The following is an 18,461-nucleotide window of genomic DNA, read 5'->3' as shown; positions in this document are numbered from 1 at the left end:
GCCACTGCGTGCCCCCGCCCCTACTGGTCGAGGCTTCCAATAGCGCGACCCTCGCCCTCCCGCAAACCTCGGTGCCGAGCCCCGCTTGAACTCTAGCCCTTGCTTACCGTATGCCCATAGGGAAACAGCACCCGTGTCTTCTGGTCATGCGGAAACGCACAACTGACAGCTAGTAGATCAAGCGGGATGACCATCTCTTCAGAAATACGCTCGATTAATGCCTCCGCCTGCATGGGCTCAAGCCCAAGCTCCGCCTGCTCGTCATCAGTATTGCGAAGCACATCTATACCCGCAAAATAGACACCTCGTATAATGTGCTCACCCTTATCAGTTGTGTCCGACACCACATCGACACTGGTCTTCAGATTCTTGCCCGGGATCTGGTAGAACCGGCTCGCATAGAGCGACAGGCACTCGGATATGAAGTCGAAGCTGGGCGACAATGCAGGATCCGCCTGCAATTCAAAAAGCACATTGAATTCGCCGATCTTGAACTGCTGGCGAATCTCGCCCTTTGGATTGAAGAATATTTCAAAGAGCATGCCGTCAAGAATCGCGTTCGCGCATTCTGCCGCGTATCCGGCCGCTTTTGCCGAATAGTTCCCTAAAAAGCTGCTGGCGGCGGTCGAGCCTCCACAAGCAGCCTGGTAAATGTTGCGACCTATCACGAACAATGTGTCTTTATCGATGCCTTGCACGGCTGCAGGCGATAACGCGTTGATGGCAGGATTCTGGACATACCAGTTGTGACTGCGCAGGTCACGGATGATGTCGTTCCCGGGAACGCCCGGGCGCACAACAAAGAGTTTGTCCGCGATCGCATGCTTGCCGTAACCGTCGATCCGTTTTCCCAAGCTCACGTTGAAGAAAAAATCGCCCGAAAGACTGGTATGCTCCCAAGAGGTCTGACGGCCTTTCGTGACGGCAGACAGTGTCTTGCGCACCCGCTTGAATGTTTCCTCGACGGTAATGTCTGGCGTATGGATGTGACGCAGTAGCGCTTCTGTATACGTACCGTTCCGTCCCTTTCCGTCCAGTGCAACCTGCCCCGGAGACGTGGCAAACGCGATCAGAGTCCCCTTCGGCACATACACGGGCGCGAGGCCCGACTGGTCGACCGAGCGGTGCCAAGCGCGCTCATATGGATTGTTCCGACACGCATCCAGAATGATCAGATTTGTGTTGTTATTGCTGCGCTCCATACTTTCAATGAGCCGGTTCAGTGGAATCGACGAGTACTTGAGCACCGTCTCATCACTAAAATCCGTGTCCACCGCAGTGATGTAGTTCTGACCGCCTACTTGAAGACCGTGACCGGCGAAATAAAATATCCCGACATCGCTCGAGGCCAGACTAGCCTGAAATGCCTTCATTGCCCTGTCAATCTCGCTGCGTGTCGCATCCTTGAGCGTCGTTACCGAGAAACCATACCCGGTCAATACTTTGGAGAAGTCCTCAGCATCATTGGTCGGATTCTTCAGTTCCGCGCCGGCATACGCGCCATTTCCGATCACCAGCGCTGCTACCTTATAAAGCATTTCTTTCCTTTTCTAGTCCGAAGTACTGATCGATCGTCTGCAAGACAGGATCGATGTGCAGGTACGTGGGCCGTTAGTATTGTCGAGATCTTTCTTCCAAAGCCGGCTGATGATGCGCGATGCACCTGAGTGTTTCACTTCGGCAGTGCGCCATCATCCCGGCAGCGCAGACGCACCGTACTGCGCCAAATAACGACATGCGCTTTCCGGTTCCTGCCCAATCAACCGTCAATTATCGGCCTGCAGCTGTAGCTGCCGCTTCAATCCACTTACCGAGGTTCGTATATCCATTGTCGGCAATCCAGTCGTAAACGGGATAGACCACTTCCTTGCCCTCCTTTGTGAACCGGAAATCCGTGAACGGATTCGCTCCCATTGAGCCGAGTTGTCCGTTGCTGTTCTTGATCCCGTGCACGTATATCCCCAGCAGCCCGTTTCCCTTCTTGTGACTACTGACAATTTCATGCTTGATCCACTTCTTTCCCGCGGTGTCCGCCCCAATCAGCACTACTGTCACAGATGTTCCCTTCAGCTGTTCATCAATCCATGCAGCGATTTTTTCGTCGGTCTTCTTCTTGACCTCCTCCCACTCCGCTGAATCAAAGAAACCAGAGGCTTTTCTATCCTGGGTAACCCAACTGTTTCTAACAATGGCTGCCCGCCAGTTGTCGTTACGGTAGCGAAAGCTGAAAAATGTCTGCCTTGCCATTTCGATATCCTTATTTTTTTAAAATACAGATAAAAAGAAAGCACTTCCGTCGCTGCCGGTAGGGATCTGCTTATTTCCCCCATCACTACAGCCTGGGTTCGTTTGGCGAAATGTTCAGCCGTTCATGAAATAGTCGCACGAAATCTATATCGGGATGCCACGGTTGCCCGATTCTCGGAATCTGCTGCGCCAACTCCCGTGCAGCCCCTCCAGGGGCCGAAACCGCAATCATGTTCGCGTTCGGATGAAACCGCTCAAACATTGCATGTTCATCGATGACACCTTGCATGCCGCCGATAAACACCGCAGCATCGAGGTCGGCCCGAGACAGCATTGCTTCACGCATGCGCAGAAGGCTCGCTTCGCGGTCGCCCGGGACCTCGTCGACATACTCGACGTTGCCAAACCGTGCATTTTCCTCAGGAAACCATTCGGTGAAAAACCTGCTCTGATAGATGACAACGCCAGCCGCGTAACTCACCCCGAGGTCTTCGCATACCGCCCATATCATTGGTGTAATCGCCGGATGTCCGCCAAAAATAATCTTCCTCCGGCCCAGTACCGCTGTTACAAGCTCGCGCACGGCAAACTGGATCAAAAACGGATCAGCATCATCGAAGAACCGGCCGCCCTCCGGTTGCGGAACGCTGGCTGACAGAAATAGCTCCTTCATCGCTTCAACCCTCCCAGTCGGCGAGCCGCCACGCCGCCTCTTCCACCTTCATCCACCTAACGGTGCGAATCTGACCGCCAAGCCAGTCCAGATGCGCTTGCCACTCCGGGTGGAGGCCGACCGGGTCGTACATTACGGCGCTCGTCGAATCCGGCGTATGGGTTGTCGCTTCATGTAACGTCAGCGCAGTGGGGACGCCAACCGCGGGATGTACGATAAGCGGCCTGCTATCGGGCAAACTAACGTGCACCGCCTTGTGCGGGCCAACGCCGACAAACGCCCCCCCAATCGTCTCGACTGCGAGGCGCAGCTTGCTCACGAGATTCAGATTGCGCACGGCATACCCTTGGCTTCGCACCATCTCAAGCTGCAAACAGATTTTCTCGATCGCATCAGCCGATACGCGCCCACTGCCCTGGACGTCCGATGCCAGCAACTCCACGCGGCTCGCGGTGCCAGTACGAGGTGATGGCGTCTGGTCAGGCCATCCGATCCGAAGCACTGAAATACCTTTTGCGAGCGCGCGGCCGAATTCTGCATTGGTCCACCGACTCTCGAAATACCCCGGCGTATCGAGCATGACAAGAACGTCGGAATCGCACAGGCGATGCCATAACATGGCCTGAAAATCTTCGGCGGGCCGGATGTCGTGCGTATCAAGAAAGACGTCAAACTGGCGGGCGGACAGCTCATCGAAAAGCTGGAGCGCCACTTCGCGTGACTCGTTGCGGCGATAGCTGACAAATACGCGACGCTGCTTCGGTAGCAACCCGGCGCATTCCAGGAGGGCAACGGCGACCCGCTGTGCCCCGGCCGCACCATACGCAATGCAGTTAAGCTGCCTTAGCGCCTCCGGTATTTCTTCACGCACACGCGTCAGTTCCGACGCGACCGGCAATATAGGAACGCCGCGACGTAGAAGCGGAGCAACATCCTGCTTCAGCGCCTCCGCGCCGCCGTAGACTACCGCAGCCGCAGCGAGATTAGATGGTGGCGCAAACGCGTCTGGACAGACAGACCAGCCGACTTCGTTCCCGAGAGTCATGCCGAACGAATCGACGACCTTCGACACCACCCCCTGCAACTCTTCCGCCTGCCTTGTAGTGGGTGTACCCAGCACGGCCAGCTCATATAGCGCCATTTATTGCCCCGTTGGCGCGTCATGATGCGCGCCCTTCTACCGGTGATGGACCGGATTGATGAAATTTCCAATGACATAACCTGGTCGATTGCAGTCTGCAGGCGTTCCTATCAACCGCTCCGTCCTCGAACCAGCCATCGTCTGCATAACCGTACACGCGACATGCATACATCGCGTCACCGTTGATGCTGTTGACTGCGAATATATTAACCAGCGCATCAAATGGCCACTTCGCAAATCAGCAACCTTGTTATGGCCCGGCCTTTAATGGATTGGACAATCGTCCGATTCTTCGGTGTACGCCGCACAACCTCACCCGATGCTCGCCCAACTGCTATAACGACCATAATGGCAATTACTTGAGCTGTCACCTGTTTGCTTTATTAGTTTTCGACCGAGCCTTGTGAAAATAATGCATTTCGCATACGACGCGTTTCGCAAAATGATGCAGCGGTCCGCTTTGATTTTTGTTGGCGAGAGCGCGATGCTGGTTCCCACCATAGCGCTCATCCAGCCGACTCGCTAGCCAGTTCGCTCGGGCGAACTGGCGCTCACTCGCACCGGTTGTTGTCGACAAGTTTCGCGAACTGCTCGCACTCAATACCTCTCCTGCTATATGCCGCCCAACCAGGGCGGCCAACCGGGCGGCCCGGCATGGTGGCGACGCGCATCTAAGCAAGGATGCGATCCGGGAGGTCATCGATTATTGGATTGACAACCACGAGCCTTCAATACGCCGATTTACACCGCATGATCTTCGTTCGACCATGAAGTCTCGTATGCAGAAACTAAGGATCGGCCGCGACGTATCTGGGATGTGCCTGAATCACAAGCTTTCCGGCGTCGAAGGAGTCTACGATCAATACACGTACTACGGCGAACGACGCCTTGCCTTGGAACGGTCGGCAGCATTCATCGAAGACTGCCGACAATCAAAGGCGGAGCTTGCTGAGTCCACAACAGAGACAGATTGCGACGACCGCGATCCTGATCTCATTGACGCGTTATCGGTATGAGGGAGAGCATTCAACTCGCCAACGAGGCACCGGCCCAGGTAGTCGGCGCGCCCACGATGATGGCGTTCGCCCACATCCCGAACACTGCTCCATCCCATGAGCTAAAGTCTCCCCCTACCACGCCGTTAGCCAGAGTATGGCCGTTTAATCGGATATGATTCGTTCGCAGGAGACCTAGGTTGAGTACCCTATGCGTAACAAATCGTGCAGACCAGCCGTAAGCTGAATTGCGCTGAGATTCGGGGAATATCATGGAGTTTACGAATTGCAGATGGGAAGCATTTCATAGTCGGGCGGACCTGGGGCCGAGCGGATGACAGCCTTAGTCAAGCACAGCGCGCCCGGCCCCTATCTGGGTTTCTCATTGCAGCCAGTCCGGCTCTGCTACCACCTCCTCAGCAGCCCATCGGATTCGAGCGTTTCCTTAGAGCTTCTGGATGATGTCGCCGTTCACTACTCGGACGGAAATGTTCTTTTGGAACAGTGCAAGAGCGCACTGTCCCACAATGCACTCTCTGATTGGTCCGAGGACCTTTGGAAAAGTATTGCGAATTGGCTTGTCGCGGTCGAGTCCAAGAAGGTGGACGGGAGCAAGCAACATTTCGCCTGTACGTGACACCACCGAAGATCGGAAAGGTAAGCTCTGCCATTCATGACGCAAAGTCTGCCGATGTGAGCTTCCCCTGAAATTTCGCCTTCCAGCAGGTCGCGTATAAACTCGACCGAAAGGAGGGAAAGAAGAAATGTTCAAGGTACCGCACCAGGTGTACACGGCGGAGTTCAAGGAAGCCGCCGTGCAACGAGTCAAGGACGGGCAAGGCATAAGCGCCGTGGCTCGCGAGCTAGGCATGTCGATGCAGACTTTGCGCAACTGGCTCAAGGCTTCCGAGACGGGCAAGCTGAACGGCCCCGGAGCGAAGGTCGTCACGGCAGAACAGATGGAACTCTCGCGCCTGCGAGCGGAGAACAAGCGCTTGCAGATGGAGCTCGAAATCGCAAAAAAAGCGGCGGCGTTCTTCGCGAAGGACCTCCTGTGAAGTTCGCCTGGATTGACACGCAGTGCCGGCACTATCCACTGTCGGCGCTGTGCGAGGTCCTTGGAGTAAGCGTCAATGGCTATCGCGCCTGGAAGCGCGGCGGCACACCCGAGCGGCAGCGACTGACCGATGCCCAGTTGCTCACGTTGATTCGAACGATTCATGCCAAGTTCAAAGGTGCCTACGGTTCGCCACGCATGACCGACGAGGTGCGCTCTCGCGGCTTTCCGGCCAGCAAAGCACGTGTGGAACGGCTGATGAGCACCAACGGTATCCGAGCCCGCCATAAGCGCCGTTATCGCGTGACAACTGATTCCCGGCACCAGTTTCCGGTCGCGCCGAACGTGTTGAACCGGCAGTTCACGCCGGACGAGCCTAACCAGGTGTTCACATCGGACATCACGTATATCTGGACCGACGAAGGCTGGCTGTATCTGGCGGTTACGCTGGACCTGTTCAACCGGGAGGTCGTGGGCTGGTCCGTCAAGCCGCGCATGACGGCGGACCTCGTGACCGACGCATTGACGATGGCATGGTTCCGCCGCCGACCTGCGCCCGGTGCTAATACGTTGAACTCAAGGCCGCGTAAAACTCTTGGATGGAAGACGCCCGCGGAAGCCCTGGACGACTACTTAAAATCTGTTCAACAATGCAGTGTTGCGAGGACCGGTTGAATCCGCCCAATACGCGAGCCATGAATTCCAGCGCAAGCTGGCCTCCTACGGGATGCGCTGCTCGATGAGCCGCAAAGGAAATTGCTGGGATAACGCGCCGACGGAAAGCTTCTTCAACAGCCTGAAGAACGAGCGGGTACACGGCACGAAGTACCGCACGCATCGCGAAGCCGTGGCGGACTTGTTCGAATACATTGAAGTGTTTTATAACCGCAGTCGTCGTCATTCATCGCTTGGCTTCATGTCGCCAACCCAGTTCATGCAAGACTGGCTTGCGGCTCAGCGGACAAAGGATACGGCCGCATAACCCCGGGCCTCTGGAAGGCGAAAAACCGAGGGAAGCTCACTTCGTAAAGACGCGCATAGTATTCGAGCACCGCCAGCACCGACCACAGTGCATCGTTATCGCGCAGATTCAGAGCCGTCGACACCCGACGCATACGCAGCAGGATCGCGTCGTCCGGCTTTTCCCCGGTGACGTCATAAAAGAGCCGGGCGAGTGGATCGACAGGACGCCCGCGCCGCGCCCGCCGCTCAGGCATTGCCCGTCACCCCGACGAACATCGCGTCATAGAGCGCCCGCCAGCGCAGCAGCTCCGCGCGCTGCCCGATGGGTAACGACTCTGCCGCCTTGCGCACCGACAGGCGCTGACTGCGCAGATCGTCCGCCACGCGATCCGCGAGTTCGGGAAAATCGAGCGACTTGCCCTTCGCCTCGACACTCTTGCGGATTTTCGAGTCCTGATACAGCACGAACCTGTCCGGTGTACCGTAGTGGCCATTGCGCACGACGTGCGTCATCGCATCCGGGAAGGTTTCACCGAACTGCCGCAGCAGTTCCAGACTGTCGCGCTGCCGGTTGATCACCCAGAACACGACCAGCCGCCTGCCAAGCTCGCCCAGCGTGCTGGCCAGCGTCGCGCCGTAGCGGGCGACGCCATCCTGGTTGCGGGCTGCCGTGCTGACCACCACAACCGCGTCGCGATGCTCGTCGCAGTAGTTAACGAAATTGATCCACCCGTCCGCCTCGTCCAGATCGAACGCGGCGCAATCAATCTCACCCTGTACGGCCTTCATCACGTCAGGGTTTGATGTGTCATTCTCAACCAGCACAGGCTTGACGCCGCGCCGCTGCAGATGATCGACCAGCGCGAGCGCGACGAGGCTCTTGCCAACGCCGCCCTTGCCGCCGCCCACAAGATAGATTGGATTGACTGCCGTATCCATCGCGACTCCTCTACAGATCGTCGGTGTCGGGCCGGATCGCAAATCCGAGTGCACCCTGCACTTGCCCGGACCGCGGTCTGGCTTCCGTCTTCCCCCCATCCTTGCGAACGTGCTTTGTCTGAGACGTCGCATCCTGCGCCCGCGGTTGCGTCGAGAACACCTTCTCAGCACCGGGCGCGCGTGCACCTGATGCTGGCCGCGCAACACCACCTGCGCTACCGCCTTTCGTGGTCGAACGCAGTGCATAGCGAATCGTCCCGGCTGTGATGTCGAGCCCTTGCCGCTGCGCCTGCTCCGCGATCTGCTCCAGCGTATAGCCCTTCGCCTGCGCAGTCCTCACGCGCACACGCATGTCCTTCATCGCATCGCGCACCGTCACTCCTCGTTCGGTATCCGGCTTCTCTGGCAGCGCATCGAGTGCACGACCAAACGCCTCCCATTGCGACTTCGTATAGACCTTCGCAACAGGCATCGTTACCCTCCTGAACATCGACTACGCATCTCTGTGACACCATCGTGCGCACGTCCTGAGCACGCGTCAACACGGTTTTTACGCACGACCTGCTCGCGCAGGAACACACCGGCAGTGAAGGGAAAGTAGGAGAACAATCCACTTTTTTCGTGTGTGGTGCGCACGCGACACGCTACATCAACGCATCAAGGAACGCCGCCGTACGCTCGCCATTCACTCCCGAGGCCATCACGTTGCCGCGGGATTCTGGCTTCGCCCTCGTCAGATGTGCGCGTGCGGATTCCACACAACTGCGAGGAACTTGGTCACAATGCTCTGCGTTTGTCGGCGAGACCCATAGTCACGCGATAGCGCATCGCTGGCATCGCAACGTGCGCAATTTGTCGGCCGCTCCGCGCGTTACGTTGACAGCCTACGCTCTCGATTTGATTCTTTATACGTCCCGCGAAACGAATCGCTTAGCGCATTTACTCCGCGAACAATTCGCACTTTGCCCGTGCGCCAAACGTAGCGGAGTACGCACATTCCACACATCAGGTTCGCCACTGGTCAGCAGCGCATGGCGCAGTGGTTGCACATCCCTTAACACATCGTTTTACGCAATACGTTGGCTCAGGTGGTAACCCTAAGTCGCATCATTTTCGCTGGGACAACGCACGTCGTTCTCCAGGGCTCGATCAGACGTTTACGTGAAAGCGGCAACCTCTGCGTACGGCGTTTACTCTGGGCCACAAAAAATGCGCGAAGAACAAGGGACGGCAGGATAGGCTACCGCCGGTTTTGGGCGCCATGCGACGCACTTCTAGGATGCAACCCCGACCGACGGACAGAGGTGGCCGCGCAAATTCGGACAATCGGATAAGTGGTTTGGCCGGGGCCTGAGCCAGTGATAATGCTGGTAAAGGAACCGAGGAAATGACGAAGAGAACCCGAGGGACGCACTCAGCCGCGTTCAAAGCGAAAGTGACGCTGGCCGAACTGGCGCAGCAGTTTGATGTGCATCCGAACCAGATCACGGAATAGAAGCGGCAGTTGCAGGAGCGTGCGACAGAAGTGTTTGGTGCGACCGGTGCGCCGTCGAGCGAGCCGCCGGTGGACGTGAAAACGCTGCACGCGAAGGTCGGACAGTTGACTCTGGAGAATGATTTTTTGTCAGGAGCGCTCGGCAAAGCCGGACTGCTGAGCGCAAAGCGATGATTGACCGTACGCATGCGCTGCCGGTTTCGCGACAGACGCGACTGGTTGGCATCGCGAGGTCGAGCGCGTATTACCGGGCGCAGCCAGTCAGCGAGGTCGATCAGTTGCTGATGCGGCGAATCGACGAACTGCACATGGAGTTTCCATTTGCCGGGGCACGGATGCCGGCGCGCCTGCTGCGCCGGCAAGGCCATGGGGTGGGTCGCCGTCGCATACGCACACTGATGAAGCGCATGGGTGTCGAAGCGCTGTACTGCAAGCCGAACACGAGCCGGCGCAACGCACAGCACAAGATCTGGCCGTACCTGCTGCGCGGCATGAAAATCGACCGTGCCAATCAGGTGTTCGCCCTCGACACGACGTACATTCCGATGGCGCGCGGCTTCGTGTACCTGACGGCGGTGGTGGACTGGGCGAGTCGCAAGGTTCTCGCGCACCGGGTCGCCATCACGCTGGAAGCCACGCACGCCGTCGAGGCGCTGGAAGAGGCGTTCGCCCGCTACGGACTGCCGGACATCATGAACACCGATCAGGTTAGCCAGTTCACAGCAGGCACGTTCACCGAGGCTGTGTTGAGCCGGGGCGTGCGGCTGTCGATGGATGGCAAAGGGGCCTTGCGCGACAACGTGTTCGTCGAACGCGTGTGGCGCAGGATCAAGTACCAAGAGATTTATCTGCGAGCCTATGAGTCGGTCAGCCATGCCCGGCGCTCCATCGGCGACTACATCGAGCTGTATAACCGGAAACGGCCCCATTGGAGCATGCCGGACCAGACGCCGGCTGAGGCATACTTCGCGACGCTGCCTGCGATTAAATCGGCAGCATGATTGCCTCGGACGTTCCACTTAAAAATCTCAGAAAACTGTCCGAAGGAGTGAGGCCACATCTACCCACGGATGTCGCCCAAGATTGCACCCAACATTACCGGCATCCCAATAGACCACGATGATGAGGTATAGGAGCACGAGCCAAAAGGACTACTGTGCCGCGAATTGTCAGAGGCAGGTCAGGTGGTTGCCCGCATGAATTCCTCGAACCCCGACTCAGCCATCAACTTGTCGAAGTCCTCGTCTGCCATCGCTTTGTTGGCTTTCAATTCATTCGCCAAATGTACCCACTGGAAGCTGCCCCGGATTTCATAATTCTCCTTTGCTGCGGTAACAATCGCCACGATCTCATCGGAGGTGAACGAGTCAGCCATTTGGGAAAGCAGTCGTCCCCATGAATTTGCCGAATCATAGTTCTTGACCGTCAAGTAGCGGGCGATGACCGTCTCTCTGATAACCGGGTCCGCTGGTAAAAATAGGTACAGCCACTCATCCAGCTCCGCATACGTCAGGCGTTTGGCTCGCACTATGGCTGTGTCGCGCAACATCGGTTCGTTAAGCCACCAGAAGAGGTGGCCGACTTGTTCGGTGGGCAAATGAGTTATGAAATACTTCAGCCTTACTTTCTCCGCCTCAGCAAGCGCAATCCAGACTTCCTCATCAAGCGCGACCAGATCGGTCGCCCGCGCTAATCCATCTGCTGAAGTTATCGGGTGCACGAGTTTCGATAGATCACTGCGGACGGTCTCCCTCCATACTCCTAGGTGCATTTCCTTGATAACGGCGAAGACCTGGTTAAGCTGCGCTACTTGCCGTACATCAGTAGCGGGGTCCAGTAGATCCTTAACAACCACTATCAGGAAATTGCGTACTAAAGAGGTTCGACCACGCTTGAGGGGGCTGCTTGCGAGAACGGCGCGTACGTCCGCGAGCTTCATTGGAAAATACGGCGACCTCACCTCGTCCACTAACCTGGTCAATGCAGCTTTTCCCTGAGACGGCTCGTGCCTAAGAAGATGCTCGACAGCGGAGCGGATATGGACGCGCGCAAGCTCGGCGGAAGGTGAAAAGACCTCGTTCTCACTTGCCATCGATGGATGAGCACACCGGTTGCGATCTTCCTGCAACCGGCTGAGGTCAATGTGTTCGACCGGCGAGATGAGTTCAAATCGGTCTTTTGCGACGTCCAGCAAAGACCGCTCAAAAGTCAGGGAACGTGGGATGTCGTTCTGGGCTCGCATCGCATCGAAAGCCTCCACTTGCGAGAGTGCTTCTTTGTCACCACTCAGCGCAAGTTCCCGGAACTTGTCTATCAGGTCAAATGCGACGGCGATCCATGTCGCAACGATCGCCGACCTGTACGCTCCACTCCGGTAACAGGCCACGGCTTCGCGTATGTATGATTTGGCGCGCTCATCGCGACAGTGAAGAACAAGCTCATCCAGGTCGTGCAGCATTGCTGCCTCCGTTCTGTTAGTCACATTTCTGTGCGGCAATTGTACTTCCGACCGTCGAGGCTGCTTGATGAACTGAAGCAGTGGAATAGCTTTACCGAACATAGCTTGCATGCTAGAAGCCGTGCATGGACATGACCTCGCAGCTCGCGACGGACACAGCCGTGCCGAAAAGCGCGCTGCTCGATCCGGTGGCCGACCTCGTTCGCGACCGCTACCGGCGTGCGCGGCACTGGCGTGCGGTGGACCGCATCGGCAGGTACACCGTCGAACAGGCGCTGCAGAATTCCTACCGCCAGTACCACAGCATTCTCGATCCCCGCGACGCGGAGCTGGTCGAGGCCTCGGGTATCGACCTCGACATCTCGATCACGAAGCACAAGACAGACGTACTGGTTGCATGGATGCGGGACCTGCTGCTGAACAGTGCAGACGCCCCGTTCATTATCAGTCCAACGCCGGTACCCGAGCTGTCCCCCATGGGCAAGGCGCAGGTAGTCCAGCAGGTCAAGAAACAGCTGCTCACGCAGGGCGCGATGGCCGCGCCGCCTGGCCCTGACGGTATCCTGCAGATGGTCCGCACGATGAAGGCGCAGCAGCTCGCCGCTGAGCAGGACGTGGCCCAGGCGGCAGCCAAAGGCATGCAGCAGAAGATCGAGGACCCGCTGATCGAGGCGTCGTTCCGCGACGAGCTGCTGCAGTTCCTCACCAACTTCGCGCTTTATCCGTATCCGGTGATGACCGGACCGACGCCGGAGATGCGCCCGGTTTTCTCGTGGCATGGTTCGAACCCCAAGCAGACCTATGAGCCGATGCTGGTGGTGCGCAACGTCAGTCCGTTCGACTACTTCTACTCGCCCGACTCTCCCGGCGCGAGCAAGGGCACCTTCGACATCGTGCGCGACCGGATGACGAAGCACCGGCTCCTGATGAGTGCCACGCTCCCCGGCTACATCACGAAGAATGTGGTCGCGGCACTCGAACACTTCGCCTTGCCCGAGACGAACCGCGACTGGCTGAACCCGAACCCGGACAAGCCGATGATCGGGTCGACCATGTGGGGGCTGGACGAGTCGATTGACGTGATCCGTCATTTCGGCCTGCTCTCCGGCCGGGAGCTGCGCCAGTACGGGCTGTCGGCAGACGATTCGGAGTACCACGAAACGGAAGCTGTCCTGCTGGGTCAGTGGACGATCAGGCTCATGATCAATCTGAATCCGAACGTCTCCGGAGCGGCCCATCTACGCGACGGCTTACCAGAGCACACCGGGCAAACTCGCTGGCTATGGTGTCGGCCAGCTCGTGCGTGACATCGAGCGCGCCTTCATGGCAGCGCTGCGCGGGACCCTGGAAAATGTCAGCTATTCGGTCGCGCCGCTGGGCGAAGTCGATTACCGCCGTATGCAGCGTTACATGGCCGAAGACCAGATCGGCAACGTGATGGCGAGCACGATGGTGCCCGTCGATCCGGACCCGGCTTCCGGTGGCAGGCCCGCGCACTACTTCCATACCGTGCCGAGCATCACGTCGCAGACCATGCAGCTGATGCAGTTCTTCATCGACATGGCGGACCGGTGGACGGGACTGCCGGCGGCGCTGTCAGGCCAGCCGGTCGGCACGGGGGTGAACCGGACGTTCCGCGGCATCATGGCGCTGTACGGCAATGCGCTCAAGGGTGTGCAGAGCGCGCTGACCAACCTCGACATCGACCTGTTCGAACGCCTGGGCAACGCCTACTTCGACTGGAACATGAAGTACACCGACGATCCGTCGATCCGAGGCGATGCCAAGGTCAAGGCTCGCGGAACAAGTGGCTTGCTGGAAAAGGGAGTTGCCAAGCAGAACGCGCAGGACATGCTGCAGTTCATTGCGCAGCTCGCGCAGAGCGGCCAGATTTCCCCGGCGGTGCTGCGCTGGGCCATCGACCAGGCGCTGTCGGCTTCCGGGGTACCGCTCGACCAGTTCCCCGACGAAAGCACGCCCGCCCAGCAGCAGGCAGCAACTGCCCAGCCCGGCGCGCCGCCTGCCCCGTCACCCGTAGGAGGTGCAGGTGTTCCCGATTCGAACGTGGCTGCGTCGTCGGCTCCTGGTCAACCCGTGTGATGTTGACTCGGTAGTCGGCGACTGGATGGAAAAGATCTTTCCCACCGGGTGCTGGTGCTGCGCGGCGTTGCGGGGGATGCTGTATGGGATGCTGGTTAGCATAGCGATGCTGGCAATCGCAGAGGCGATCTATGTCCGCGCGTGCGGCTAAAGGAAAGTTTTGTTCCAACGTACCATCTGGCCCACCGAAAGGACGGTCCGCTTGTCCCGCAGCAGTTGGAGCGTCTCGAGCCTGATGCGGACCGCGCTGCGGGAAACAGCATATTTCTTCATGAGTTGGCCGGTCACGAATTCGTAGTTGTGGAGGTTACACGGCTGGTCATCCACATACAGCGCGCCGAACCCTTTGTCTGCGATCCCGAGTGTTCGCATCAATTTGTGGAAATCGTGGATGACTCTGGCGCGCGGCAATAGCATGCTCGATGCCATATAGTTAGCTTGAAATTCTAGCCGCGCGATCGCGGCGTTCGTCATGCCAGTGCGATGCAGAACGAAGTCGTTGCTATCACACGATTCGTGAACCAAATATCTGCCGTGATCGAGAAAGTGGTGAGCCATCTCGTGTGCCAATGTGAACCGTTCTCTGCCTTGGTTCGGCTCAGACTGGGCGAAAACCTGAATCACTAGTGGGTCAAAAGTGATCCGCCCCAGCAGCCTAGCACCCACCTCCGCGTCGTTGTGCGGCACATCCAGTTGAACCTGAAGTCCAGATGTGACCAACTCTCGCTTGCAAATCTCCTGTAACGCCACCTCCCCCCCGGAGTAACCAATCCGAGATAGCACCGACGCACCTAGGTCCTCAATTGCGGCCCCGGCCAAAAAAGCAACCTCGCGTGCGGCGCGCCGCTTATTCCTCGCTTTGAGAAGCGCATGCGGTGCAGCGGGAACCTCGGCACAAGTGTCTTCGATGAAGTCCCACAACGAGTTCGTCAACGCTTGCGGCCCTTGGAAGTAGAAGTCAAAGGACGCGTCTGGAAACACATCGTCTGAAAGTCCCCGCTCCAGATCTTCGTAGCCTGCGCCGCTAGCACTGGCCGTGACGGCAAGCGATCTTTGCAATTCCCATTTGAAGTTTTCGGGGCCGAAGTAGCGCGCAAGCCCCATTTTCTTGGCGTTCGCAAACTCTCGCGCACCTTTCTGATATGGAGCCGTGCTCACGACAATTGCCTTCGTGTTCGCAGCCCCGACCTGTTCGACCTTCGCAAAAAACTCTTCAACGTCATCAACGGGAACCGGATGCGAGTACCGTTTGCATTCAATTAGCAGAAGCACCAAGTGCTGTTGCTGGCCCGGCAAGTAAATTTCAAGCGAAATATCGAAGATGATCTCCGAGCATCTATCGCGCGAGTAGTAACCTTTCTTGGCAAAAAGCTTGCAGCAATCCTTCTTGAACGGCATGCGGCCAGCGTCTATCTCGTCCCGGAAATAATCGAAGATTTGTTTTTCAAATTCGTCACCGACCCGTGTTGTATTTGTGGGAGTGCTCATCTAGCAGGAGGTAAGAGATAGACGGGGACTACTTGGGCATCACTCGCGATACTACATTCTCTCATGCTGGCTCGCTTACAGGATACCGCGCGGCTCCAGCCGTCCATGTCCATTGCGAAGACCGATTGACACACCGCAATGCATAAGATAAACAGCGCAATGATTCTGGGGAGTTTCCGATGCTGGATGGAGACAATGTGTTCCCGCAGGACTGCGTATGGGACATATTCCTTGGCGCAGGCCAGGTCGAGGAAGTGACGCCGGATGGGGGCTTCAGTGTGCGCTTCGGCAAACGTTCGATGCGCTACACGCCTGACGGCTACTTCTCGGGCGTGAAGCGCGTGTACTGGTTCAATCCCATTGTCGTACTTCCGCGCAAGGGCCAGTACCGCCGCGTCGAGTTCATCAAGTCACTTGTCGAAGTCCTCGACCGCTACAGAGGTGTCTAGGGAGCGTCATGAACTGCGATGTCTCAACTGGAATCCTTAGCTGCGCGCCTGCACAGGCAGGCTCCCCAGGGCGCGTCATGTGACTCGCGGTACCGTACCGACATTGTCTTCGATGCGCATTCCGCGAGCCGCTACAGCAGCGTGTTCGTGGTCGAGCCAGGCGCTGCGCTGGTCGTGTCTGTATTCGATCTCGCGGGCGGCACGATGAAGGTCTTCAAGGTCGCGCTCGCGGCCAGCGACATGCCGCAGGGATATGCGTGTCCGACGCTGTGCGACGAGGGGCCGTCCGCGATTCCGCCCGGCGCGCTTTTTCCGACCATCACCCACCAGAAAGTTATCGTCACCAATGGCGTGGCGTGGGCCATGAGCGATAACGACGACATGAAGCTCATCAGCGTGCCAGGCGCATACCGGTTCGAGCTGTCTGACGACATGCTGGTGGGCGAGACGCATGTGGAAGCGCGACTCGTGCGTGGCGGCAGCGTGCCTGCCGTGGTGTTCTTCGGCAGTTCCGGGGAACCGGCATGATCCTCTTCGACAGCCGCAGCGCAAGCATCACAAGCCCGACCTTCATGGTGCGTCGTGGCAGGGGCGTCGTGCTATCCGCGTTCGGCCTCGTGCAGATGCTCAATGGCACGCCGCAGATTGCCGTCATCGAGAAGGTGCGGTATGAGGACGGCATCATGCCGCAGGGCGGCGCGTGCGAAGAAGGAACTCCACGAAGGGGGCGCGTTGATGACGTACACCGACGAGTACGCAAAATCGCGAGACTCGATCATCCGTGAGGCCGCACGAGCAAAGGACGTTCTGAAATCGAAGGACCTGAAGGAAGGCGCACTCACCGCACGTGACGCGGCGCTGAATTACGTCAACAGATGGAACGAGTTCTTCGACACGGGCTCGTCCCTCTCGATCTACTCGGCGCTGCGCGATCAGGGTGTGCCGAAACAGGAGGCCCTGTACCGCACGCTGGATCTGTTCGACCTGAACCAGCGTGGCAAGGCGACCGGATGGGCACGCGCTTTCATGCCGTTCGCCAACAGCGCGTTCAAGGGCGGCGCAAACTTCGTGCGCTCGATGGGCACGCGCCGTGGCCAGGCGACGTTCGCCACTGCCTTTGTCGGCGCGATGATGATGTACTCGATGGCGCGCGCCATGGGAGACGACGATCCCGACACCGGCAACGAGATAGACAACCTGCCGATGAGCACGATTTCGAACGGCATCCCCGTCAAGGTCGGAGACCACTTCCTGTCAGCGCCAGTCGGTTACGGCATTCCCAAGGTCGCCTGGGAAATGGCCGTGCTGGCTTCACGTGCGGCGGCAGGCAAGGCCGACATGAGCGATGTCGTGTTCGGCGCGGCCAGCTCGGCACTGAAGGAGACGACGCCGTTGCAGCTTCCGGAAGGTAGCAGCGGCAACCTGTTCAGGGACGCGTTCCTGTCAGCGACGCCCGGACTGCTACGCCCCGCCGCGCAGGTTGCGCTCAACACGTCGGCGTTCGGCTCGCCCATCACGCGGGACCTCTCGCCCGACCAGTACCGCTCGATGCAGGGGCAGCTGAACACCGAGGAATCGTACAAGCACCTGGCCAACGCGGTACGGGAAACAACCGGGCTCGATCTCGCGCCGGAGGAATGGAAGACACTCGTCAACGGCTACATGATAGGGCCGCTGACGGGACTTGCCAGCGCTGCGTTCCAGGAACCGGAAGCCAAGGGGAAGGCCGCCACTACGCGGGAGCAGCTGGGACTGATGGATGCGTTCGGCCTGTCGCGGCTCATCAAGAGCAATCCGCGGGAGCTGGAGAGTGTCTTCTACAGCGAGCTGAACCTTGCGCAGCAGCACCAGCGCGCCAGCGGTGCGGGCGACGAGGACACGGACTTCGCGACCAGTGACGCCGCGACGAAGGCGACCAACGCACTGCGCGCGCTATCGACGCAGGCAAACACGCTGTACAGGGAATCGGACGGCGACGTCGAAACGATCCGTCCGCAGCTTGAAGCCATCGAGCAGCAGCGCCAGCAGGTCATGCGCTCGTTCCTGCAGGAGACAGCTCATGCACGTCCGTAACCTCATCGTGCGCGTCGTCCCGTACCGGACCATCCGGACGTGCCTGCTGCTGCGCGAGTCGGCTCATGAGCCGGATTGCGAAGGTGAGCTTTTTCAGGACCCCGACATAACCGCGCGCATCGAGCGGGTGCACTGCTGGCGTCCGCCGCCGCCCAGGCAGATATGGAACGGCTGCTGTTACGTTGCATGCGCGGGTAACGACGATCCGCCGCCTTGCCCCGTCCCCGTGCTGGAGTACCCGGCCTTCGACCGTGATACGAACGGGCGTATCTGCTTTTACTGGGACAGGCTGCTTTACTCGCAACCGCCCGGGCGCTATAACGCGGCGATCCGGCGCGGCGACCGGACGCTTCTGTTGGCGCCCACAATTGGCGCTAGCAATG

At 58.5% G+C, this 18,461-nt stretch carries 14 protein-coding genes and 3 pseudogenes; 8 read left to right on the top strand and 9 right to left on the bottom strand.

Going from position 1 to position 18,461, the window contains the following annotated elements:
- Nucleotides 1-92 precede the first annotated feature (92 nt).
- The 4 genes from C8K18_RS12310 to C8K18_RS12295 all read right to left on the bottom strand — a co-directional run bounded on the left by C8K18_RS12310 (nucleotide 93) and on the right by C8K18_RS12295 (nucleotide 4,061).
- Entirely contained in the window at nucleotides 93-1,538 is a 1,446-nt protein-coding gene (locus C8K18_RS12310) for a caspase family protein (protein WP_107707650.1), read from the bottom strand.
- Between the two features lie 232 nt (nucleotides 1,539-1,770).
- Nucleotides 1,771-2,247: a TIR domain-containing protein gene (locus tag C8K18_RS12305; RefSeq protein WP_107707649.1), complete on the bottom strand. Its 477-nt coding sequence runs from the start codon at nucleotides 2,245-2,247 to the stop codon at nucleotides 1,771-1,773.
- 85 nt (nucleotides 2,248-2,332) lie between these two features.
- The gene (locus tag C8K18_RS12300) at nucleotides 2,333-2,920 is read right to left on the bottom strand and encodes a hypothetical protein (protein WP_107707648.1); all 588 of its coding nucleotides are present in this window, start codon (nucleotides 2,918-2,920) and stop codon (nucleotides 2,333-2,335) included.
- Nucleotides 2,921-2,924: 4 nt separating this feature from the next.
- Entirely contained in the window at nucleotides 2,925-4,061 is a 1,137-nt protein-coding gene (locus tag C8K18_RS12295; RefSeq protein WP_107707647.1) for a toll/interleukin-1 receptor domain-containing protein, read from the bottom strand.
- Between the two features lie 1,759 nt (nucleotides 4,062-5,820).
- On the opposite strand from C8K18_RS12295, the pseudogene C8K18_RS12280 reads away from it, so the two are divergent.
- Nucleotides 5,821-7,095 (top strand): annotated as a pseudogene (locus tag C8K18_RS12280) (IS3 family transposase).
- A 40-nt stretch (nucleotides 7,096-7,135) separates the two neighbouring features.
- Here the strand turns inward: C8K18_RS12280 and C8K18_RS33675 are convergent.
- From C8K18_RS33675 to C8K18_RS12265, 3 genes and pseudogenes are all read right to left on the bottom strand, one after another.
- A pseudogene (locus tag C8K18_RS33675) lies at nucleotides 7,136-7,330 on the bottom strand (hypothetical protein); the annotation flags it as partial.
- The gene (locus C8K18_RS12270; protein ID WP_107707645.1) at nucleotides 7,323-8,015 is read right to left on the bottom strand and encodes a protein mobD; all 693 of its coding nucleotides are present in this window, start codon (nucleotides 8,013-8,015) and stop codon (nucleotides 7,323-7,325) included. The pseudogene C8K18_RS33675 and the gene C8K18_RS12270, both read right to left, overlap by 8 nt.
- Nucleotides 8,016-8,025: 10 nt before the next feature.
- Nucleotides 8,026-8,487, bottom strand: coding sequence for a hypothetical protein (locus C8K18_RS12265; protein ID WP_107707644.1), 462 nt, complete (start codon nucleotides 8,485-8,487; stop codon nucleotides 8,026-8,028).
- Between the two features lie 915 nt (nucleotides 8,488-9,402).
- Here C8K18_RS12265 and C8K18_RS12260 point away from each other — a divergent pair.
- A pseudogene (locus tag C8K18_RS12260) lies at nucleotides 9,403-10,511 on the top strand (IS3 family transposase).
- A 179-nt stretch (nucleotides 10,512-10,690) separates the two neighbouring features.
- Here the strand turns inward: C8K18_RS12260 and C8K18_RS12255 are convergent.
- Complete coding sequence (locus C8K18_RS12255; RefSeq protein ID WP_107707643.1) at nucleotides 10,691-11,968, bottom strand: hypothetical protein; 1,278 nt, start codon at nucleotides 11,966-11,968, stop codon at nucleotides 10,691-10,693.
- Between the two features lie 125 nt (nucleotides 11,969-12,093).
- Between C8K18_RS12255 and C8K18_RS12250 the strand changes: the two genes are divergently transcribed.
- Nucleotides 12,094-13,275, top strand: a complete 1,182-nt coding sequence (locus C8K18_RS12250; protein WP_107707642.1) for a hypothetical protein — start codon at nucleotides 12,094-12,096, stop codon at nucleotides 13,273-13,275.
- Nucleotides 13,268-14,068 (top strand): hypothetical protein, encoded by an 801-nt coding sequence (locus tag C8K18_RS12245; protein ID WP_132384566.1) that lies wholly within the window; start codon nucleotides 13,268-13,270, stop codon nucleotides 14,066-14,068. Before C8K18_RS12250 ends, C8K18_RS12245 begins: the two co-directional genes overlap by 8 nt.
- 147 nt (nucleotides 14,069-14,215) lie before the next feature.
- On the opposite strand, the gene C8K18_RS12240 is transcribed toward C8K18_RS12245, so the two are convergent.
- Nucleotides 14,216-15,556 (bottom strand): ImmA/IrrE family metallo-endopeptidase, encoded by a 1,341-nt coding sequence (locus C8K18_RS12240; RefSeq protein ID WP_107707640.1) that lies wholly within the window; start codon nucleotides 15,554-15,556, stop codon nucleotides 14,216-14,218.
- A gap of 179 nt (nucleotides 15,557-15,735) precedes the next feature.
- Here C8K18_RS12240 and C8K18_RS12235 point away from each other — a divergent pair, with 179 nt between their 5' ends.
- The 4 genes from C8K18_RS12235 to C8K18_RS12225 all read left to right on the top strand — a co-directional run bounded on the left by C8K18_RS12235 (nucleotide 15,736) and on the right by C8K18_RS12225 (nucleotide 18,078).
- Nucleotides 15,736-16,005, top strand: a complete 270-nt coding sequence (locus C8K18_RS12235) for a hypothetical protein (RefSeq protein WP_107707639.1) — start codon at nucleotides 15,736-15,738, stop codon at nucleotides 16,003-16,005.
- Nucleotides 16,006-16,152: 147 nt separating this feature from the next.
- Nucleotides 16,153-16,533 (top strand): hypothetical protein, encoded by a 381-nt coding sequence (locus C8K18_RS12230; RefSeq protein WP_132384565.1) that lies wholly within the window; start codon nucleotides 16,153-16,155, stop codon nucleotides 16,531-16,533.
- Entirely contained in the window at nucleotides 16,530-16,790 is a 261-nt protein-coding gene (locus C8K18_RS33085; protein ID WP_132384563.1) for a hypothetical protein, read from the top strand. Before C8K18_RS12230 ends, C8K18_RS33085 begins: the two co-directional genes overlap by 4 nt.
- Entirely contained in the window at nucleotides 16,741-18,078 is a 1,338-nt protein-coding gene (locus C8K18_RS12225; RefSeq protein WP_107707637.1) for an LPD38 domain-containing protein, read from the top strand. The genes C8K18_RS33085 and C8K18_RS12225 overlap by 50 nt, the downstream gene beginning before the upstream one ends.
- Nucleotides 18,079-18,461: the final 383 nt, after the last annotated feature.

The organism is Paraburkholderia sp. GV068 (genome assembly GCF_003058125.1).
Classification (GTDB): Bacteria; Pseudomonadota; Gammaproteobacteria; order Burkholderiales; family Burkholderiaceae; genus Paraburkholderia; species Paraburkholderia graminis.
This window is presented reverse-complemented; position numbering and strand designations above follow the sequence as displayed.